The 20,410-nt window shown below is 66.4% G+C and carries 19 protein-coding genes and 1 pseudogene; 11 read left to right on the top strand and 9 right to left on the bottom strand.

Translation table 11 applies throughout. The features are described from left to right. Positions 1-18: 18 nt before the first annotated feature. Together J3489_RS25710 and J3489_RS25705 are read left to right on the top strand one after the other, a co-directional pair. A pseudogene (locus J3489_RS25710) lies at positions 19-590 on the top strand (IclR family transcriptional regulator). Between the two features lie 59 nt (positions 591-649). Next, the gene (locus J3489_RS25705; RefSeq protein WP_207002880.1) at positions 650-1,582 is read left to right on the top strand and encodes a bifunctional enoyl-CoA hydratase/phosphate acetyltransferase; all 933 of its coding nucleotides are present in this window, start codon (positions 650-652) and stop codon (positions 1,580-1,582) included. Between the two features lie 28 nt (positions 1,583-1,610). Here J3489_RS25705 and J3489_RS25700 read toward each other — a convergent pair whose 3' ends face one another. The 3 genes from J3489_RS25700 to pdxR form a co-directional block, all read right to left on the bottom strand. Beyond that, the gene (locus tag J3489_RS25700) at positions 1,611-3,029 is read right to left on the bottom strand and encodes an NAD(P)/FAD-dependent oxidoreductase (protein WP_207002879.1); all 1,419 of its coding nucleotides are present in this window, start codon (positions 3,027-3,029) and stop codon (positions 1,611-1,613) included. Then, the gene (locus J3489_RS25695) at positions 3,026-3,436 is read right to left on the bottom strand and encodes a nuclear transport factor 2 family protein (RefSeq protein ID WP_207002877.1); all 411 of its coding nucleotides are present in this window, start codon (positions 3,434-3,436) and stop codon (positions 3,026-3,028) included. Before J3489_RS25695 ends, J3489_RS25700 begins: the two co-directional genes overlap by 4 nt. Positions 3,437-3,805: 369 nt before the next feature. Next, positions 3,806-5,341 (bottom strand): MocR-like pyridoxine biosynthesis transcription factor PdxR, encoded by a 1,536-nt coding sequence (pdxR, locus tag J3489_RS25690; RefSeq protein ID WP_207002875.1) that lies wholly within the window; start codon positions 5,339-5,341, stop codon positions 3,806-3,808. A gap of 208 nt (positions 5,342-5,549) precedes the next feature. On the opposite strand from pdxR, the gene tauA reads away from it, so the two are divergent. From tauA to J3489_RS25675, 3 genes are read left to right on the top strand one after another with little or no spacing between them, the layout of a single operon-like run. Further along, a complete protein-coding gene (gene tauA / locus J3489_RS25685; protein WP_242540298.1) occupies positions 5,550-6,611 on the top strand; it encodes a taurine ABC transporter substrate-binding protein in 1,062 nt (353 codons plus the stop codon). A 34-nt stretch (positions 6,612-6,645) separates the two neighbouring features. After that, positions 6,646-7,461 (top strand): taurine ABC transporter ATP-binding protein, encoded by an 816-nt coding sequence (locus J3489_RS25680; protein ID WP_207002872.1) that lies wholly within the window; start codon positions 6,646-6,648, stop codon positions 7,459-7,461. Further along, entirely contained in the window at positions 7,454-8,380 is a 927-nt protein-coding gene (locus tag J3489_RS25675; RefSeq protein WP_207002871.1) for an ABC transporter permease subunit, read from the top strand. The genes J3489_RS25680 and J3489_RS25675 overlap by 8 nt, the downstream gene beginning before the upstream one ends. A 12-nt stretch (positions 8,381-8,392) precedes the next feature. On the opposite strand, the gene J3489_RS25670 is transcribed toward J3489_RS25675, so the two are convergent. Then, positions 8,393-8,725, bottom strand: a complete 333-nt coding sequence (locus J3489_RS25670) for a YnfA family protein (RefSeq protein WP_207002869.1) — start codon at positions 8,723-8,725, stop codon at positions 8,393-8,395. A gap of 270 nt (positions 8,726-8,995) precedes the next feature. Here J3489_RS25670 and J3489_RS25665 point away from each other — a divergent pair, with 270 nt between their 5' ends. The 5 genes from J3489_RS25665 to J3489_RS25645 all read left to right on the top strand — a co-directional run bounded on the left by J3489_RS25665 (position 8,996) and on the right by J3489_RS25645 (position 14,418). Further along, positions 8,996-9,505: a YbhB/YbcL family Raf kinase inhibitor-like protein gene (locus tag J3489_RS25665; RefSeq protein ID WP_207002867.1), complete on the top strand. Its 510-nt coding sequence runs from the start codon at positions 8,996-8,998 to the stop codon at positions 9,503-9,505. A gap of 243 nt (positions 9,506-9,748) precedes the next feature. Then, positions 9,749-11,107 carry an MFS transporter gene (locus J3489_RS25660; RefSeq protein WP_207002865.1) on the top strand — a complete coding sequence of 453 codons (1,359 nt, stop codon included), beginning with the start codon at positions 9,749-9,751 and terminating at the stop codon, positions 11,105-11,107. A 417-nt stretch (positions 11,108-11,524) separates the two neighbouring features. Beyond that, the gene (locus J3489_RS25655; protein ID WP_207002863.1) at positions 11,525-12,109 is read left to right on the top strand and encodes a hypothetical protein; all 585 of its coding nucleotides are present in this window, start codon (positions 11,525-11,527) and stop codon (positions 12,107-12,109) included. Between the two features lie 136 nt (positions 12,110-12,245). Next, a complete protein-coding gene (locus tag J3489_RS25650) occupies positions 12,246-12,698 on the top strand; it encodes a PA2169 family four-helix-bundle protein (protein ID WP_207002861.1) in 453 nt (150 codons plus the stop codon). 220 nt (positions 12,699-12,918) lie between these two features. Further along, complete coding sequence (locus tag J3489_RS25645) at positions 12,919-14,418, top strand: RNA polymerase factor sigma-54 (protein WP_207002859.1); 1,500 nt, start codon at positions 12,919-12,921, stop codon at positions 14,416-14,418. Between the two features lie 137 nt (positions 14,419-14,555). Here J3489_RS25645 and otsA read toward each other — a convergent pair whose 3' ends face one another. The 4 genes from otsA to J3489_RS25625 all read right to left on the bottom strand — a co-directional run bounded on the left by otsA (position 14,556) and on the right by J3489_RS25625 (position 18,580). Beyond that, complete coding sequence (gene otsA, locus J3489_RS25640) at positions 14,556-15,977, bottom strand: alpha,alpha-trehalose-phosphate synthase (UDP-forming) (RefSeq protein WP_207002858.1); 1,422 nt, start codon at positions 15,975-15,977, stop codon at positions 14,556-14,558. Between the two features lie 200 nt (positions 15,978-16,177). Further along, positions 16,178-16,396, bottom strand: coding sequence for a hypothetical protein (locus J3489_RS25635; RefSeq protein WP_207002856.1), 219 nt, complete (start codon positions 16,394-16,396; stop codon positions 16,178-16,180). A 331-nt stretch (positions 16,397-16,727) separates the two neighbouring features. After that, positions 16,728-18,149 carry a sigma-54-dependent transcriptional regulator gene (locus tag J3489_RS25630; protein ID WP_207002855.1) on the bottom strand — a complete coding sequence of 474 codons (1,422 nt, stop codon included), beginning with the start codon at positions 18,147-18,149 and terminating at the stop codon, positions 16,728-16,730. A gap of 167 nt (positions 18,150-18,316) precedes the next feature. Continuing rightward, entirely contained in the window at positions 18,317-18,580 is a 264-nt protein-coding gene (locus tag J3489_RS25625; RefSeq protein ID WP_207002853.1) for a hypothetical protein, read from the bottom strand. A gap of 408 nt (positions 18,581-18,988) precedes the next feature. Between J3489_RS25625 and J3489_RS25620 the strand changes: the two genes are divergently transcribed. Further along, on the top strand, positions 18,989-20,050 hold the full coding sequence (locus J3489_RS25620; RefSeq protein ID WP_207002851.1) for a sigma-54 interaction domain-containing protein: 1,062 nt from the start codon (positions 18,989-18,991) through the stop codon (positions 20,048-20,050). A gap of 68 nt (positions 20,051-20,118) precedes the next feature. On the opposite strand, the gene J3489_RS37870 is transcribed toward J3489_RS25620, so the two are convergent. Continuing rightward, on the bottom strand, positions 20,119-20,410 hold a 292-nt coding region (locus J3489_RS37870; protein ID WP_242540295.1), incomplete at its 5' end, for an AAA-associated domain-containing protein.

Genomic DNA, 20,410 nt, shown 5'->3' with positions numbered 1-20,410 from the left:
TTTTTCGGAACGGCAGACATGAACAAGGCGGACACTCCGACGCTGCGCGCCTTCGCGTTGCTCGAACATCTCGTCAATGCGGCAGGCCCCGTGTCGCTCGCGGATATCGCGCAGGACTCCTCGCGGACCTCGGCGAGACCTGCAATCTGACGATGCTGCACGACACCGAAGTGCTGTATCTGGACCGCATGGAAGCGCCGTGGCCGCTGCGGCTCGACCTGAAGCCGGGCTCGCACGTGCCCGCGCATTGCAGCGCGAGCGGCAAGCTGCTGCTCGCCATGCTGCCGCACGAGCAGCGCACGCCGCTCGTGCGTGCGATGAAGCTCGAGCGCTTCACGGCGAACACGATCACCGACCCCGAGTTGCTCGAGGCCGAGCTCGACCGCACCGCGCACAAACGCATCGCGATCGACAACGAAGAGTTTGTGGCCGGCATCGCCTGCGTGGCGCCGCCGCTGATGGACGCGAACGGCACTTGCATCGCGGCGATCGCGATTCATGCGCCGGTGGCGCGCACGCCGCTGTCGCGTGCGCTGGAATTCGTTCCGCGCCTGCAGGAAGCGGCGCAGGAACTGGCGACGACGTTCTAGGGTCTGTTCGCGCTTTTTTAGCGCGAGAAAGCGCCCTGGCGTCCCAAGCGGGAACCGAGATGGCCCACGACTACCGATATCTGAATCAGCTGATCGAGGAAGCGGCGCGTTGCGCGCACGCCGTGCTCGCCGTCATCTATCCGTGCGAGATCCACGCGCTGCACGCGAGCCTCGAAGTGGCCGAGCGCAAACTCGCGCAGATCGTGCTCGTGGGGCCGAAGGCGCGGATCGCGCAGATAGCGGAAGAAGGCGGCCTCGACCTCGCGCACGCCGAGATCGTCGACACGCCCGACGATCCGGCCGCCGCCGCGCACGCGGCGGCGGCGCTCGTCGCGGCGGGCCGTGCCGATATGCTGATGAAGGGGAGCCTCCATACCGACGCGCTGATGAGCGTGCTCGTGAGCCGCGAGGCCGGCCTGCGCACCGCGCGGCGCATCTCGCATGCGTTCGTATTCGACATGCCCGATGTCGACCATCCGCTGATGATGACCGACTGCGTCGTCAATATCGAACCGGACCTGCTCGTGAAGCGCGACATCGTGCAGAACGCGATCGATCTCGCGCACGCGATCGGCATCGGGCATCCGCGCGTGGGAATTCTGTCGGCGACCGAATCGGTGAACCCGGCGATACGCGGCACCGTCGATGCGGCCGCGCTCTGCAAGATGGCCGATCGCGGCCAGATCACCGGCGGCGAACTCGACGGGCCGCTCGCGTTCGACAACGCCATCTCCGCGGAATCGGCGCGCATCAAGAAGATCGCGTCGCCGGTCGCGGGCAGCCCCGATATCCTGCTCGTACCGAATCTCGAAACCGGCAACACGCTCTACAAGTCCTTCGTCTACCTCGGACACGCGCAGTGCGCGGGGCTCGTGCTCGGCACGCAGGTGCCGGTCGTGCTCACGAGCCGGGCGGATTCGGAGTTTTCGCGGCTGGCGTCGGTGGCGCTCGGCGTGCTCGCCGTGCGCAAGCCGCAAGCGGTGGCGGCCTGAGGCAGGCCGCGCTCGAATCAACGCGAAATCAGGGCTTCTCGTCGCGCAGGTAGTACCAGTGATACAGCATCCGCTGCCCGAGCCGCCGGAACGGCGCGAACAGATGCCCAGGCAGCGGCGAGGCGAAGATCGGCAGTTCCTGCCGCGCGCCCTTGCCCGCAATCCTTTCAGCCATCCGGCGCCCCGCCTGCGCCGAATACGACACGCCGTTGCCGCCATAGCCGAGCGCGTAGTAGACCGTCTCTTTCGGGTCCGGCTGGAACACGCGCGGCATCATGTCGTGGCTCACGTCGACCCAGCCCCACCACGAGTAATCGATCGCAATGCCCTCGAGCGCCGGAAACTTGCGCTGCAAGCCGTTCACGAGCAGTTCGAAATGCCGCGGATTCGGCGCGTCGCGCCCCGTGATCGCGCTGCGGCTGCCGATCTGCACACGGTTGTCCGGCAAGCGCCGGTAATAGAAGCGCAGCGTGCGCGTATCGGTCAGCACTTGCGTCGTGCGGAAGTTGCACGCGGCCAGCTCGGCTTCGGTGAGCGGCCGCGTCACCATCGAGTTCGAGAGGATCGGCATGACGCGGCTCGTGAGCGACGGATGCAGCCCCGGCGCCGTATAGGCGCCTGTCGCGATGCCGACCGCGCGGGCGCGCACCGTGCCGCCCGGCGTGCGCAGATGATGAACGCCGTCGACGGTCTGCCAGCCGACCACGGGGCTGCCGGGGTGCACGCTGGCGCCCGCCTCGCGTGCGAGGCGCACATAGCCATAGGCGAGCTTCAGCGGATGGACGCCGATGCCCTCCGGCTCATGCAGCGCGCCGGCCGCCTCCGCATCGTTGACGTACTCGCGGCGCAAGGTGTCCGCATCGACGATTTGCGACGGATAACCGAACACGTCCTTCCAGACCTTCGCTTCGGCGGCCAGGTGCTCCATGATGCGCGGCCGGTGCGCAATCAGGAAGTGGCCGCCCGGCTGCGGGTCGCAGTCGATGCTCGCGACGAGCGACTTGAACGTGTCGAAGCCCTCGCGGATCTCGTCGTGCATTTTCAGCGCGACGTCCTTGCCCCAGCGCTCGACCCATTGCGAGCGCGTCAAGCGCCCCGACGCGTTCTGCCCCTGCCCGCCGTTGCGGCTGCTGCAGCCCCAGCTCACGCGGTTCGCCTCCAGCACGACCGCACGGATGCCGTGTTCGCGCGCGAGAAAGAGCGCCGTCGCAAGCCCCGTGTAGCCGCCGCCGATGATCGCGACGTCGACGTCCATGTCCTGCGTCACCGGGCCGTCGTCGGGCGGCGGCGCGCCGGCGCTCGCCGCCCAGTAGGTCGGCGCGTATTGCTTGCCTTGGCCCGGGCCGTTCGCCACGAGCGGATCGTAGGTCGGGTCGTAGCGGGTGTCGCCGGCCGGCGAGCGGGCGAACGTGCTTGTCCGTTCCAGATGGATCGCCCCGTGTTTCATGATGCCTCCCCAAGCCGCGGACGCTCCTTGCGAAACGCCCGTTTCACCGCGATCAGGCCGTCGCGAAACTCGAACAGGTCGCACCCTTCGGCCTCGATGCGCCAGCCCTCGCGGTGCGTGCCCGTAAACACCCACTCGGATACGCCGCGCGCGCCCGCGACGTAATGCCGGCCTTGACTCCAGCGCGCGTCGGGAAAGGTTGCGAAGACGGCTTCGAACGCGGCGCGCACCGCCTCGCGGCCGGCAAAGCGCGTGCCGTGGACCTCGGGTCCCGCAGCCGCGTCGAACACGCAGTCTTCGGTCATGAAGCGCATCAGCGCATCGGCGTCGTGGCGATTGAAGGCGTCGGAAAACGCGGCGAGCGTATCGGCGGTGACCCCGGCGGCTTCGTCTAGCGTGTTTGTCATGATGCCTCCCGCTGGGCCGCCCCGAGGGGCGTAGCAGGGAATTCGCGGAGCACCGCTCCGCGCCTGCGCAGCCGGCCGGCTTCGCAAAGCCGGCCGTGGACGGCATCGGCCCCCTCGGGGGGCGCTTTGCATGGGACCGGAGTAAGCGCTAAAGCGCTAACTCCGGTCGACAGCGAACGTATGTGAGCGTGGGGGTCGTTCATCTCTGTCTCCTCGTTGCTGATCGGCGCGACGCGTGAGGCAGCAAAGGCATGGCTGCGCTCGCGCGTCGACTCTGATTGACACGTTAGATAACGCGAGGAGTCTTCGGTAGTTCCAGAGGGCGGGATTCGCTTGGGCCAGCGGCGCATGGGCCCGGCCGCCCGGCATTCAGGACGCGGGCCGCTGCGCGCGCACGAGTTCGGCAAGCACGCGCACGCCGGCCTCGATTTTCTCGAGCTTGATCGACGAGTAGCCCATGCGGAAGCAGTTGCGGCGCTCCTCGCCCGCGATGAAGAACACATCGCCGGGCTCGATCAGCACGCCGTGCGCCTGGGCGTCGGCTGCAAGCAGCGTCGCGTCGAGCCAGGCGGGCCCTTCGACCCAGCACGATGCGCCGCCCATGATCGGCACGTAGCGCACTTCGGGCAGGTGCGCGTCGAGCGCGGCCGCGAGCGCGCGGGCGCGCTCCTTGTACGCATGCGCGAGCCGCCGCAGCAGCGCGTCGTAGTGCCCGAGCGACAGGAAGCTCGCAAACGCGCGCTGAATGTAGGCCGCCGGATGCCGGATCATGAGCCGCCGCAGCGCGCGCAGTTCCTGCACGAGTTCGCGCGGCCCGACGACATAGCCGAGCCGCAGGCCCGGCGCGAAAGTCTTCGAGAGGCTGCCGATGTAGATCACGCGGTCCGCTTCGTCGAGGCTCTTCAAGGCCGGCGTCGGCGTGCCCGAGAAGTTGTTCTCGCTCTCGTAGTCGTCCTCGATCAGCACGAAATCGTGCGCCTGCGCGAGCGCGAGCAGCGCATGGCGCCGCGCGAGCGGCATCGTCGCGGTGGTCGGGCATTGATGGCTCGGCGTCACGTACACGTAGTCGCATTGCGCGAGCACGCCGGCATCCTCTTCGGCACGCACGCCGCCCGCATCGACCGCCAGCGGCACGAGCCGCGCACGGCGCTGCGCGAATGCGTTGCGCGCGTCGGGATAGCCGGGGTTCTCGAAGCCGATCGCCGTGCGCTCGTTCGCGAGCAAATCGGCGACGAGGTACAGCGCCTGCTGCGCGCCGATCGTCACGACGAGTTCGTCCGGCATCGCGAACACGCCGCGCCGCGGCAGCACGCGGGTGCGGATCTGCTGGATCAGCGAATCGTCGTCGCCGCCGATCAGATCGGGCGCCCAGTTGCGGATCTCCAGCACCGATAGCGCCTTCATGCAGCACTCGCGCCAGTCGTTGGTCGGAAAGAGGTCCTGGTCGAACTGCCCGTAGATGAACGGATATTCGTAGTTCTGCCAATTCGCCGGCTTCACGATGTTGCGCTGCGACGATGGCCGCCGTGCAATGCGCGCGCCCCAATCGGGCACCGCGCGCCGCGCGCGCTCCTCGATCGCCGCGACGCCGCCTTCCTCGCGCGGCGCGGCGAACGTGCTCTGCCCCTCCAGCATCGCCGGATTCACGAAGTGCCCGCTGCGCTCGCGCGAGGTCAGATAGCCCTCCTCGACGAGCTGCTGGTACGCGAGCACGACCGTATTGCGCGCGACGCTCAGCTGATCGGCAAGCTCGCGGCTCGACGGCAGCGCGGCATCCGGCGGCAATTGGCCATCGAGAATCGCGGCCACCAGCATCTGCCGGATCTGGCCTTGCAGGCTCATGTTCGTGCCGGACGTGCGCTGGAAACGCTGCGCCCACAACGCCGACGAGACCCTGCTTGCCATGCGCTATCTCCTTGATTCTCCCTGGCTGGAACCGCCCCGGCACCCGCGGATGTGGACTCAGCGATCGGCCGCGTCTGGCACTAACCCACGGCATTTTTTAATGACGATACTCGAATCACACCGGCCTGCGCGACTGGTACATGCCCGTCGTATGCGCCCAGAGCCGGCCCTTGTAAACCATCGCGCGCCCCACGAGAGGAGACCTGCCATGACCCGTTTCGCCCACCCCCAACCCGCATGCTGGCGCCGCCTTGCGCTGTCGATCGGCGCCCTGGCCGCGCTGTTCGGCGTGCTGGCCTCGCTCGTGCTGCGCCCGGCCTACGCGGACGACAAGGAAGTGACGATCGCCTACCAGCAGATCGTCGACCCGTGGGTCGTCGCCATTGCCAACGGCTCGATCGAAAAGGCCACCGGATACAAAATCAATTGGCGGCAATTCGAATCGGGCGCCAAGGTCGCGACCGCGATGGCGTCCGGCGACGTGAAGATCGGCGTGATCGGCTCGAGCCCGCTCGCGGCCGCGGTGAGCCAGGGCGTCGATCTGCAGCTCTTCTGGATTCTCGACAACATCAACCAGGCCGAAGCGATGGTGGTGCGCAACGGTTCGGGCATCGCCAAGCCGGCTGACCTCAAGGGCAAGACCCTCGGCGTGCCGTTCGTCTCCACGACGCACTACCACACGATGTTCGCGCTCCAGCACTGGGGCATCAATCCGTCAGACGTAAAGATCCTCAACATGCAGCCGAACCAGATCGTGGCAGCGTGGGAGCGCGGCGACATCGACGCGGCCTACGTGTGGGATCCGGCACTCGCCGAACTCAAGAAGACGGGCAAGGTGCTGATCACCTCGGGCGAGCTGTCGAAGCTCGGCAAGCCGACCTTCGACGGCATTGCGGTCGACCGCAAATGGGGCGAGGATCATAGGGACTTCATGGCGAAATTCGTGAAGGCGATCGCCGATGCCGACGCGCAATACCGCAGTGCACCCGCGCAATGGAACGCGAGCTCGCCGCAGGCGGCCGCGATCGCGAAGATGATCGGCGGCTCGCCCTCCGACGTGCCGGGGTCGCTCGCGCTGTACGCGTTCCCGACGCTCTCGGAGCAGGCCTCGGCGCAATGGCTCGGCGGCGGCCAAACGAGCCGCGCCGCGTTCGCGCTCAAGGACACGTCGACCTTCCTGAAGGACCAGAAGCAGATCGGCGCGGTCTTGCCCGACTATGCGAAATTCGTAACCCCGGCTTATGCCGAGGCCGCCATGAATCTCAAGTGAGCGCACCGCCGCCGTTCAACGAGGAGGCAACCAGATGGAAAGCATGACCGTCAAGGACGTGAGCGTGATGTTCCCGGGCCGTCGCGCCGGGGAAGCGGTACACGCGCTCGACAACATCAACCTGCAGATCGACCAGGGAGACTTCGTCGTGGCGCTGGGCGCATCCGGCTGCGGGAAGACCACGCTGCTCTCGCTGATGGCCGGCTTCATCGCGCCGACCCAGGGCGAGCTGCTGCTCGGCGGCGAGCCGATCGCCGGGCCCGGCGCCGATCGCGGCGTCGTGTTCCAGAAGCACGCGCTGCTGCCGTGGCTCAACGTGATCGACAACGCTCAGTTCGGCCTCAAGCTGCAAGGCGTGCCGCGCGCGGAACGCCGCGCGATCGCCGAGCGCAATCTCGCGCTCGTCGGCCTGCAGGATTTTCACCGGCACATGATCTACCAGCTCTCGGGCGGCATGCAGCAGCGCGTCGGCATCGCCCGCGCGCTGACTTGCGACCCCGCCATGCTCCTGATGGACGAGCCGATGGCCGCGCTCGATGCGCTCACGCGCGAGACGATCCAGGAGCTGTTGCTCGACGTGTGGAAGAAGACCAACAAGATGTTCTTCTTCATCACGCACAGCGTCGAGGAAGCCCTGTTCCTCGCGAGCCGCCTGATCGTGATGTCGCCGCGCCCGGGACGGATCACGCACACGTACGAGCTCGACTTCAACCAGCGTTTTCTCGCGACCCGCGATGCGCGGGCCGTCAAGTCGAGTCCCGATTTCATCGCGATGCGCGAGCGCGTGCTCAGCATCATCTACGGCGACGAGCGCATGCACGACGCCGATAAAGAGGTGGCGCATGTTTAGTTCGAAACTGAGTCAATGGGGCCACGCGGCACTGCATCACGGCGCAACAGTCGAATCCGGCACGGAGGTGAGGCCGCCGCGCAAGCCGGGCCGCCGGCCGCCCATCCTGGCGAAAAAGCCGGTCAAGGCCGGCGACGCGTTCGGCGCGCCCGGCCAGGGCAGCAGCGCCGCGACGAGCCTCGTGACGGTCGCGGTCATCCTCGGCCTGTGGTTCGCCGCGACCAACCTGCACTGGATCAAGCCGCTCTTCCTGCCGTCGCCCCAGGCGGTGTACGCGAAGTTCATCTCGGTCGCCACCGACGGCTTCGCGAACTCCACGCTCGCGCAGCACACCGCGGTGAGCCTGATGCGCGTGTTCGGCGCATTCGCGCTCGCCTGCGCGACCGCGATTCCGATCGGCGTGCTGATGGGAGTCTCGCGCTTCATGCGCGGCATCTTCGATCCGCCGATCGAGTTCTACCGGCCGCTGCCGCCGCTCGCCTACCTGCCGCTCATCATCATCTGGTTCGGCATCGGCGAGTTCTCGAAGATCTTCCTGATCTATCTCGCGATCTTCGCGCCGCTCGCGATCGCCGCGCGCGCCGGGGTGCGCTCGGTCTCGATGGAGCAGATCCACGCCGCGTACTCGATGGGCGCGACGCGCACGCAGGTGATCTTCCACGTGATCCTGAAGTCGGCGCTGCCGGAGATCTTCACGGGCATGCGCATCGGCATCGGCGTCGGCTGGACGACACTCGTCGCGGCCGAGATGGTCGCCTCGACGAGCGGCCTCGGCTTCATGGTGCTCAACGGCGCCGAGTTTCTCGCAAGCGACGTCGTGATCATGGGCATCATCGTGATCGGCTTCTTCGCGCTGTGCTTCGACATGTTGATGCGCTACGTCGAGAAGATCCTCGTGCCGTGGAAGGGGAAGGTTTGAGCCCTCGCCGGATCAGCCCGCTCCGCCGGCGGCGGGCTGAAACGCGATGACGGCCATCCCGGACAGCGTCAGCGCGACGCCGGCCCAGTCCCACGGCGTCGGGCGGATGCCGTCGACGGCCCACAGCCACAGCACCGCCACCGCGATATAAACGCCTCCGTAAGCCGCATACGTGCGCCCCGCCGCTTGCGGATGCAGCGTCAGCAGCCACGCGAACGCGGCAAGGCTCATCGCCGCGGGCACCAAGAGCCATGCACTCGCGCCTTCGCGAAGCCAGCGGTACGGCAGATAGCAGCCGAGTATTTCGGCGACGGCGGTGAGCACAAACAGCGGGATCGTGCTCATCGAACACCCCTCAGAATCGTTGCGTGATTGCGTAGCCGGGCGAACCGGGCAGTGACCACAGGCGTCATCAAGCGCTCCCTCCTCCCTCGAATCGAACGGGCCTAATGGTAGAGCAAGGCCTGCGTTGCCGCGACGACCGGTGCTACACTCGATTCGCTCACCGGCGCGTTCGCCAGGCCCGTCACGATGTGTCACACAGCGTGTCATATTCCGTCTCCCCCCAAGCGCGCGTCGACCTCATCTCGAACCCCTGTTTAAAGGAGGCATCCCATGGCAGATTTCAGAATCTGGTCCGACGACTTTCCCGCCAACGGCTTCATGACGAAAGCGCAGGAAATGAACGACAAGACGTTCGGCGTCGACGGCGAGGGCGGCAACACCTCTCCGGCGCTGCAGTGGGAATCGCCGCCGGAAGGCACGGAAAGCTTCGCGCTCACGATCCACGATCCGGATGCGCCGACAGGCAGCGGCTTCTGGCATTGGGTGGTGGTCAATCTCCCGGCGGACGTGCGCTCGCTGCCGCGCAACGCGGGCAGCGCGGACGGCAGCCTCTTGCCGGCCGGCGCGCTGCAGGTGCGCAATGATTACGGCACGCCGGGCTTCGGCGGCGCGGCGCCCCCGCGCGGCGACCGGACGCATCGCTACATCTACCGTCTGCACGCGCTGAAGGTCGCGAATTTGCCGATTACGGCCGAAACGACCAACGCGGTGGCGCGCTTCATGACGCATCTGAACGAAATCGACTCGACGACCTACATCGGTCTTTACGAACTCAAATAAGCACGGCAAGCGCGATGCGGCGGGCTGCGCGGCAAAACGCGAGACCCGCCGCATCGGCTTCGCCGGCTCAACCCGCTCAACCCGTTCGACCCGCTACACCAGCGGCCGACTCGCTTAAAAGCGGACTGTAAGCGCACCGCGCTCGCCGGCCTTAGTTGCACGCACAACGATTCTGCGGCACGCTCGCAAAAGCCGCCGCCGGGCATCCGGCGCTTTCTTTCACTTCCCAAACCCTCCGTCAAGATGGACCACGAACAAGGTCTGCCCCTGCCGCAACGCTATGGGGCCATCGTCGTCGTTGCCCTCGGCATCACGCTTGCGGTGCTCGACAGCGCCATCGCCAACGTCGCGCTTCCGACCATCGCGCGCAACCTGCACGCAAGCGACGCTGCCTCGATCTGGGTCGTCAACGCCTACCAGCTGTCGATCACGATCTCACTGCTGCCGCTCGCCTCGCTCGGCGACCGCATCGGCTACCGGCGCGTGTACACCGCGGGGCTCGTGCTGTTCACCGTCGCCTCGCTCGGCTGCGCGCTCTCCGGGTCGCTCACCATGCTCGCGATTGCGCGCGTGATTCAAGGCTTCGGCGCGGCGGGCATCATGAGCGTCAACACCGCGCTCGTGCGCATGATCTATCCGCGCGCGCAGCTCGGGCGCGGCATCGCGATCAACGCGATGGTGGTGGCGGTGTCGTCGGCGGTGGGGCCGACGGTGGCCTCGGCGGTGCTGTCGGTCGCCACCTGGCCGTGGCTCTTCGCGATCAACGTGCCGATCGGCGTCGCGGCGATGCTGGGCGCCGTCAAGGCGCTGCCGACCAATCCCGGCCACAAGTCACCCTACGACTACCTGAGTGCGGTCATGAACGCGTTCGTGTTCGGGCTCGTGATCTTCGCGATCGACGGCCTCGGTCACGGCGAAAATGCGAGCTACGCGGCCGCGCAGCTGCTCTCGGCAGCGGTCATCGGCTACTTCTTCGTGCGCCGGCAACTGACGCAGGCCGCGCCGCTCCTGCCCGTCGATCTCTTGAAGATCCCGGTGTTCGCACTCTCGATCTGCACGTCGATCTGTTCGTTCTGCGCGCAGATGCTCGCATTCGTGTCGTTGCCGTTCCTGTTTCAGAACACGCTCGGGCTTTCGCAGGTGCAAACGGGGCTGCTGATCACGCCCTGGCCGTTCGCGATCGTTTTCGCGGCGCCGCTCTCGGGCGTGCTGTCGGACCGCTATTCGTCCGGACTCCTCGGCGGGGTCGGGCTCGTCGCGCTGACCGCGGGGCTCCTCCTGCTCGCCGCGCTCGGCCCGCATCCCGCGCCGATCGACATCGCCTGGCGCATGGCGCTATGCGGCGCCGGCTTCGGCATCTTTCAATCGCCGAACAACCGGACGCTGCTGTCGTCGGCGCCGCGCGAGCGCAGCGGCGGCGCAAGCGGCATGCTCGGCACCGCGCGCCTCACGGGGCAAACGCTCGGCGCCGCGCTGGTCGCGCTGATCTTCGGCATCGCGCCGGTCGGCGGGCCGACAGTGTCGCTCTATGTGGGCGCGGCGTTTGCCGCGGTGGCAGCGGTAGTGAGCACGCTGCGTGTGATGCAACCGCACGTCGCTTAGGCATGTCGCTTAGGCATGTCGCTTAGGCACGTCGCTTAGTCACGTGTCCGCCGAATGCGGGCACGGCGCACCGCGACAGACACGTCGTGCACCGTGTCCCACATACCCATACCGCGAGCCTCTTTTTTCTCCGCAAAAACCCGCACTTCCCGCACTCGCCCGCTGCGCGCCAGTCTAAGGTTGTGCCCTCGTCACGCGACGTTGCGGCGCGGCGCCGGGCCTCTACGCATAGTTTTTTTAACGATGCCAAGGAGGAAACATGTACTACCCCCACGCTCACTATCGTTCGCTGTCGACCGGAGTTAGCGCTTTAGCGCTTACTCCGGTCCCATGCAAAGCTCCCCCCAAGGGGGCCGATGCCTCCCTTGGGGCGGCCCGGCGCCCCGAAGGAAGTCCCCTTGGGGGACGGGAGGCATCATGTCACTAATCGTCGCTGGACGCTTCACCACCTTCCCCGCTGCCGAAGCCGCTGCACAGCAGTTGTTCACTCGCGGCTTCGTCGAAGAAGACGTCAATCTGTTTTTCGTGAATCCGCGCGGGCAGCATGCGCGAAAATCGTCCGAACATCCGACGGCCGCCATGCTGCACGGCACCAAGGGCCCGAGCCGCGGCGCCACGATCGGCGCGGTGGCGGGCGCGATCGTCGGCGTCGCGATCTTCATGACGATCTCGACGTCGCTCTTGATCGCGGTGATCGCCGCGGGCGTCGGCGCGTACGTCGGGTCGATGATCGGCGCGGCGCTGCACGACAGGGCGAGCACCGCCCCGCCGCTCCACGACTCGGTTGCGCATGCCGTGCACCACGAATTGCGCGATTCCGGCGTGCTCGTCGCCGTGCACGTCTGCCCGGAAAACCAGCTCGAAGCCGCGACGGTGTTGCGCGAAGCCGGCGGCATGGCGATCGAGCGCGCGACGGGACGCTGGCAGCAAGGCCGCTGGTCCGACTTCGATCCGACCAGGACGCCGACGCCGATAGCCGAAATGGACCAGCGCGAAGCGTAGCGGCGGGCGGCTTCGGCATGCGCGCGGAACGCTTCGGCGCTCGGCGCGCGTCAGCCCCGTCGCTGGCACAGCCTATGCGTGTAAGCACATCCGCCCCCGACGCGCGTCTCGCGTCGTCACGATTGTGGAGGTCCCCATGTCGACAGACGTTATTGCGGTGCTGAACGATCTCACGGAGACGTCGAAAGACGGTGAACGCGAATTTCACAAAGCCGCCGAAGCCACGCACGATCAGCAGCTCAAGCTGCTGTTCTCGAGCCGCGCGAACGACTGCACGCGGGCCGCGCGCGAATTGCAGGACCTCGTGCGGGGGATGGGCGGCAAGCCGGAGAACCATGGGTCGATGGGCGGCGCGCTGCATCGCGGCTGGTTCGGCGTGAAGACGATCGTCTCCGGACACAGCGATCAAGCCATCCTCAACGAATGCGAGCGCGGCGAGGACATGGCGGAGCACCACTACCGGATGGCGCTCGATGCGGAGCTGCCGGCCGACGTCAGGCAAGTCGTCGAACGGCAGTATCAGGGCGTGCGGCAAAACCACGACCGCATTCGCGCACTGCGCACCGACCATGGCGGGATGAAGCCGTAACGCTCGACTGCCGTCGAGCGCATTCTCGACGAGGCGGCCGCTCCGATTCGAGCGGCCGCTTTTCTTAAGTCCATTCGCCGCACATTTGCCGGGCGCGTTGTAAAAAGTGCGCTTCTCACGCGTTTGCTGAAATCCAAAGTCCCTGCCCATCAGCGGTTGCGCAAACTGGTACGGTCATTGCAGGACAGGAGCGAACCTTGCTACCGACGGGACGCCCACGATGCCGCCTATTCTCGAACTCAATCACAAGCAGCACGTCGCGCTGACACCGCGCCTGCAACAATCGGTGCGCCTCTTGCAGTTGTCTTCGCTCGAATTCGAGCGCGAACTGCGGCAAGCGCTCGACACGAATCCGTTCCTCGAAATCGACGAACCCTCGACGGAAGACGCCGAGCCCGCCGCCGACGCCGACACGGCGTTCCACCCCGCGTACGAAGCCGAGGCAACGGCGGCGGCGCAGGCCACGGCGCAATCGCCGCCTGACGTCGCCGACGCCGCGAGCGCCGGCTCATTGGACGAACACGCGGACCCGCATGCGGACGAACCCGTGGGCGAGTTCGCCAACGACTGGTCGACGCGCGCCGGCGCGCGGCACAACGGCGACGCGGACGACGTCGACCCCGGCACCTGGGCGCATTCGCAGCCGACGATGCACGAGCAGCTGCATAGCCTCTTGAACGTGTATCCGTTGAACGACCGCGACCGCGTCGCCGCGCAGATCATCATCGAAGCGCTCGACGACGACGGCTATCTGCGCGATCCGCTGACCGAACTCACCGAGGTCTGCGAAGCCGAACCTCCGCTGACCGAAGACGAGCTGCGCGTCGCGCTGCGGCTCGTGCAGACGCTCGACAAGCCGGGCGTCGGCGCCCGCTCGCTGTCCGAGTGCCTGAGCCTGGAACTGCAGGCCCTGCCCGAGGACACGCCGGGCCGCGCACTCGCCCTGGAAATCGCGGAACACCACCTCGAACGCCTCGCGCGCCGCGAGCACGCCGAGCTGCAAAAGCAGACCGGCTGCACGGCCGACGCGCTGCGCGTCGCGTGCACGCTCGTGCGGCGGCTCGACCCGAAGCCCGGCGAAGCGTACGTGCATCCCGCCGACAACTACGTCGTGCCGGACGTGATCGTGCGCCAGGTGAAGCACCAGTGGCTCGTCGCGATCAATCCGGCCGTGCTGCCGCGCGCGCGCATTCACCGCCTGTACGCCGAGATGTTCGCGCAGGCGACCGGTACGAACGCTTCGCCGCTCGGACAGCAGCTGCAGGAAGCGCGCTGGCTGCTGCGCAACGCCGAGCAGCGCTTCACGACGATCCAGCGCGTCGCGGAGTGCATCGTCGCGCATCAGAAGGCGTTCTTCGACTACGGCGAAATTGCGCTGAAGCCGCTCGTGCTGCGCGAGGTGGCCGACGAGCTCGGCCTGCACGAATCGACGGTCTCGCGCGCGTCGAGCAACAAGTACATGGCGACGCCGCGCGGCATCTTCGAGTTCCGGCACTTCTTCCCGCGCAAGCTCGCGACCGAAACCGGCGGGCGCTGCTCGGCCGCGGCGGTGCGTGCGCTGATCAAGGAGCTGATCGCGCAAGAGGACGCGCGCGATCCGCTGTCGGACGTCAGCCTCGCGAAGCTGCTCGCGCAGGAAGGCATGATCGTCGCGCGGCGCACGGTCGCGAAGTATCGGAATCTGATGAAGGTGCCGCCTGCGCAGCTGCGGCAGCGTTAGTCTGCAGTTAGTCAGCCGTTATGCGGCGATAGAACCGCAGGCAAAGAGCGGGGGCGCTGCCCGAAAGCGGCGCCCCCTTTCAAATCGAATCGCCGAAGCGCGGACCCGGAGCGAGTCCGCCCGCCACCGAGTCAAGCTCAAGCGGCGATATTCGCGAACTTCACCGCGTTGCGCGTCACCGTCGCCGCCGTCGCGACGCGCCCGAGATCGGCCAGGAACGCATCGCGCCACTTCGACAAATCCATCTCGCGCAACGGCGCCATCATGTCCGCGTGACGCGCCTGGCGCTCCTCGAGCGGCATCGACAGCGCCCGTTCGAGCGCCTCGGCCGTTTGCGAGAGATCGAACGGATTCACCACGAGCGCGCCCGGCAATTGCTCCGCCGCCCCCGCGAATTGCGACAGCACCAGGACGCCCGGGTCGGCCGGATCCTGCGACGCCACGTACTCCTTCGCAACGAGATTCATGCCGTCGCGCAGCGGCGTCACGTAGCCGACCTGCGACATCCTGAAGAGCGCCATCAGCAGATTGCGCTCGTACTTGCGGTTCAGGTATTGGATCGGCGTCCAGTCGAGCTGCGCGAAGCGGCCGTTGATGCGCCCCGCCTCGCCTTCGAGGTTCTGCCGGATGCGCTGATAGGTCTGCACGTCCGAGCGCGTCGGCGGCGCGATCTGCACGAGCGACACACGTCCATGCCAGCCCGGCGCATTGAGCAGGAACCGCTCGAACGCCTGGAAGCGCTCGACGAGACCCTTCGAGTAATCGAGCCGGTCGACGCTCATGATGAGCCGCCGGCCCCGCATCGCATCGCGCAGCACCTTCACAGGCTTGCGGTCCGAGAACTGTTCCGCGGCCTTGGCGATCGCATCGGGATAGATGCCGATCGGATAGGCAGCGACCTTGAACATATGGCCATGCGCGTGGACCATGCCGCCCTCGCTCACATGGCCGAACTGCCCGCGTTCGACGTAGTCGACGAACGACTGCCGGTCCGACTCGGTCTGGAAACCGATCACGTCGTAGCTGCACATGCTCTTCACGAGCTCTTCATGAGGCGGCACCGTGCGCAGCATCTCCGGAACCGGAAACGGAATGTGCAGGAAGAAGCCGATCGGATTGGCGACGTTCAGCTCGCGCAGGCACTTGGCAAACGGCAGCAAGTGATAGTCGTGGACCCAGATGATGTCGTCGGGCAAGAGCAGCGCCTTCAACTGCTTCGCGAGCATGGCGTTGACGCGCAGATAGCCCGCGTATTCCTGCCGGTCGTAGCGCGACAGGTCGGTGCGATAGTGGAACGCCGGCCAGAGCGTCGCGTTCGAGAAGCCGCGATAGTACTGATCGTAGTCGCGGCGCGAGAGCCCGACCGTCGCGTATGTCACGTTGCCTTGTTTTTCGACGACGGGTTCGCCCGCCTCGCCGACGATCTCGCCGCTCCATCCGAACCAGACCCCACCGGTTTCCTTCAGCGCATCGAGAACGCCAATGGCCAAACCTCCTGCGGCGGGACGACCCTCCTGCGTCGGCGCAACGCGGTTCGATACCACGATTAGTCTGCTCATTACGGCTTTACCTCTTCGGTTGTCATGGCATGAAGGAAGCTTTCACTTCGTTCGATGGAAAGCCTACGCAAGCCCCGTGCCTCACGTCTCTGAGCCGGTCGAAAAAGTTGTATGAAAATGCAACGCGCGAAGGCGGGCCGCACGGCGCCGCGCGGCGTCATGCGGAAATATAGGCTTCGAAAACCAGGCTGCAAAAAAACTTAGGCGTCCTGCTCGGAACCGAGGTCACGCTGATAATCGAGGCCTTCCTGGCGCACCCCGCCCTGGTTGTGATCCCCGTCTGGCGGTGCATTGGGTGCCGGCCGGTTCTGCGAGGCGGGATCGTGGGATGGCTGCGGCGGCGCGCTGCCGCCCGAACTGCTGCGCATTTCGCGCTTCTGAGCATGGCGCGCGGAGCGCCGCAAGGCTGGGTGTCTCATGTGATGCCTCCAACGAAAGGAAGCCGAGCGCCCCAAGCGGGGGATATCAACAAGTTAGTCTAGACGCTTGCGGCAAGTTCGTGAGGTAACAATTGCGCGATATTTGTAACCTGTACATTGCGGCGCGCGGCGGCGAAGCCTCGCCCGGGGGATCGCCGATCGGCGGCGCGGGCGGCTCGGGCGGATCTTCCGGATGCGGCGGCTCCGGCTCGGGCGTGTGCAGGCGCAAAGCATCGAATTCAAACGCACGCATTGCAATCTCCTCGGTTAGTCGCTGGGCGGCCGCATGGCGATCGCCGCATGGCCACCCGGCCGCCTTCGACTTCTCTGCTTACAGCGATGCACCCGGCGTACCCGCCTCGCCTTCTGCAGCCGATGCCTCGCCGGCCTCTCCCGATGTCGCCTTGTTCGCGTCGTCGCCGTATTCGACGAGCCGGTTGTAGAGCGTCTTCAAGCTGATGCCGAGAATCTCCGCCGCGCGCGTCTTCACGCCGCCGCACTGCCCGAGCGTCGCGAGAATCAGTTGCCGGTCCGCTTCCGCGAGCGACGTGCCGAACGGAATCGTGACCGAGGTGCCCGTCGACGGCTTCGACAGCGATATCTGCAGCGGCACCGTCGCCGTGCTGTCGGAACCGGGGCTCGCCATGATGTACGCGCGCTGCACGTAGTTCTTCAGCTCGCGCACGTTCCCCGGCCACGGATACGACGTCATCATCTCCCTCACGGCCGAGGGAAAGTGCTTCTTCGTGCCGTGGCGGTCATTGAGTTCGTCGAGGAAGGCCTGCGCGAGCAAGCCGACATCGCTGCCGCGATCGCGCAGCGGCGGCAGGCTGATCGGAAACACGTTGAGCCGGTGATAGAGATCGAGACGCAGCTTGCCTTCGAGCACGGCCTCTTCCGGGTCGCGGTTGGTCGCGGCGATCACGCGCACGTCGGTCTCGATCTCCTTGGTCGTGCCCACGCGCATGAAGCAGCCGGTTTCGAGCACGCGCAACAGCTTGACCTGCAGCTCGGCCGGCATCTCGGTGATTTCGTCGAGAAAGAGCGTGCCGCCGTTCGCGCGCTCGAAATAGCCCTTGTGCTGGCGGTCCGCGCCGGTGAACGAGCCGCGCTCGTGGCCGAACATTTCCGATTCGATCAGGTTCGGCGAGATCGCGCCGCAATTGACCGCGAGGAACGCGTGCTTGCGGCGCAGGCTCAGCTCGTGCAGCGTCTGCGCGGCGACCTCCTTGCCGGTGCCCGATTCGCCGACGAGCAGCACCGACGCCGCCGTCGGCGCGACGCGGCCGATCTGGTCGTAGACCTCCTGTATCGCAGGGGAGTTGCCGAACATCAGGCCGAAGCGCCCCATCCTGCGCAGCTCGCCGCGCAGCGTGCCGATCTGCGCCTTCAGGTCGCCCGGGCGCGGCAGACGATCGAGAATCGCCTTCACACGCTGCAGGTTGACCGGCTTGACGAGGTAGTCGGCGGCGCCCATCTTGAGCGCGCTGACCGCGGACTCGACCGTCGCGTGGCCGGTAATGACGATGATCTCGACGCCCGAGCGCGGATCGAGGTCCTCGAACAGATCGACGCCGCTGCCGTCCGGCAGCTTCAGATCGGTGAACACGACATCCGGCGTCTGCCGCACGAGCTGGATGCGGGCTTCGCGCAGGTCGCCCGCGGTAGCCGTCGTCAGACCGTCCGCGCCGATGATCTCCGCGAGCGCATCGCGGGTGTTCGGGTCGTCGTCGACAATCAGAACATGGGGCATAGTGGGTCGAATGCTGTCTGCAGGTTTATCTTCACAACAATGCGCGCGGCGAGTACCGCTTTTGAGCGCCATTGTTGCATGTCTACGCCAAATGCACCGATATGAAACATTTTGCGCGCAGCACGGCGCGCCGCCGCGCACGCGGAGCAGGGCTCAAGCCTTGCCGTTCAGCCGTGCGGGAAATGCCAGACGCCGGGCTCGCTGCCGCCGTCTGCCGTGCCGTTTGCCTGCCGGGACTTTTCCGGTTTCGGGGACACCGGCAAAGGCGCCGTCTGGGTCGACGCCGCCACCGCGCCGCCTTCGTTTTCCCAGCGGCTCAGGTCCTGCACGAGGCGCGTTTGCGAGGCGCGGTGCTTCTGCGACCAGTGCCACGCGAGCATGCCGCCCACGGCGACGAGCGCACCGAAAATGCCGATTCTGGGGCGAGCCATAGGAGTCCCCCTGATCTGTTTTTGCGGATACATGGACCATGGATGTCCAAGCGAGGCAGGCGCGCCGCATTCATCGGACAAGACCATCGAGGCGTTTCATCGTTTTCACAGCATAGCGGCCCGGCCCAGGCGAAAACCGCAAGAGGACCGATTCAGCCGATATTCCGGCCGCCGCGAAGCCCCCTTCCCGCCCCATCTCGAAATCGGAGTGCTGCGGCCGCGATGAGTTCCGAAAAAATTGCAATCTCGACAAGCAGCACGTTTCATGCCTGCATAAATTACATAGCGCGCCGCGCCGCGCATGGTTAAATAACCATTTTGCGATGGCAGATTGAGATCGAGACGATGCGTTCACCCTTGCTCTGAGCGCCCTTTGAAACTCGGACTCACCTCTGCGGGACTACTCTCATGGCGGCTTCAAGCGATCTCGACACCACGGGGGAGACGCCCGGCGACAGCGGCGCGCAACCTGCCGAGAAGCGCGCGGCGCGCAAGACGTCAGGCCTCGAGTGCTACGGCAGCCTTTACGGCTCGTCGCCAGCCATGCTGGAACTCTATGAGCAGATCGAACGCGTTGCGGCCACCGACGCCACGGCGCTGATCGTCGGCGAATCCGGCACGGGCAAGGAACTGATCGCGCGCACAATCCACGAGCGCAGCGCGCGCAAGGATGCGCCGTTCGTCGCGGTGAATTGCGGCGCGATCCCCGACAACCTGATCGAAGCGGAACTGTTCGGCCACGAGCGCGGCAGCTTTACCGGCGCCGTGCAGGGCCGCGCGGGCTACTTCGAGCACGCGAACGGCGGCACGTTGTTTCTCGACGAAGTGACCGAGATGGCGCCGATCCGGCAGGTGAAGCTGTTGCGCGCGCTCGAGACGGGCACGTTCTATCGCGTCGGCAGCACCGACGAATTGCAAAGCGACGTGCGCGTGATCGCCGCAACCAATCGCGATCCGCTGGCCGCCGTGAAGGAAAACGGCTTGCGCGAAGACTTGATGTATCGGCTCGCCGTGTTTCCGTTGCGCGCCCCGCCCTTGCGCGAACGCGAAGGCGACCGCGAACTGCTCGCCCAGCATTTTCTCGACGAGATGAACGCGCAGGAAAACACGAGCAAGGTCTTCAGCAAGCGCGCGCTGGATACGCTGCGCACGTACTCGTGGCCGGGCAACGTACGCGAGATGAAGAACGCCGTTTATCGCGCGTTCATTCTCGCGGAGAAGACGATCGAGATCGAACATCCGCGGCTCGCGTCGCGCGCGAAGAAGGCCGTGACGCAGGGCGACGCGATGAGCATCTGGGTCGGCACGCCGCTCGCCGACGCGCAAAAGCAGATCATCCTCGGCACGCTGAAGTTTTGCGGCGGCGATAAGCGGCGTGCAGCCAAGGCGCTCGGCGTGAGTCTCAAGACGTTGTACAACCGCCTCGGTTCGTACGAGAACGAAGAAGACACCCCTGCCGGCGACGAATAGCGTACAAGAATGTCCCGCGAGGCATGCCGTCAAACTGGACCGCGTGCAAGCCCCGGCCCCGTTTGCCATCAGGACTCCACGTCTTCGAGACTGAAGATTTCGGTCTGGTCGTTGTACGAGAAGATCTCGCCGTAACGGCCCCAGTTGATGACCGCGTCGAGCGTCTCTTCGGCGGCCTGGTCCGACAGGAAGTCTTCCAGCTCCTGCTCGAAACGCACGCGCGGCGCGCGATGCCCCGGACGCTCGTTGAGCACCTTCTTGATCCGCGCGGCGAGCGGCACGTGCCGCAGCAGATGCTCGGCGAACATCATCTTGCGCTCCTGCGTGCCGAACTCGGCGAACACGCGCGCCGGCGGCGTG

The sequence above is a fragment of the Trinickia mobilis genome (assembly GCF_017315705.1).
GTDB classification, from domain to species: Bacteria; Pseudomonadota; Gammaproteobacteria; order Burkholderiales; family Burkholderiaceae; genus Trinickia_A; species Trinickia_A mobilis.
This window is presented reverse-complemented; position numbering and strand designations above follow the sequence as displayed.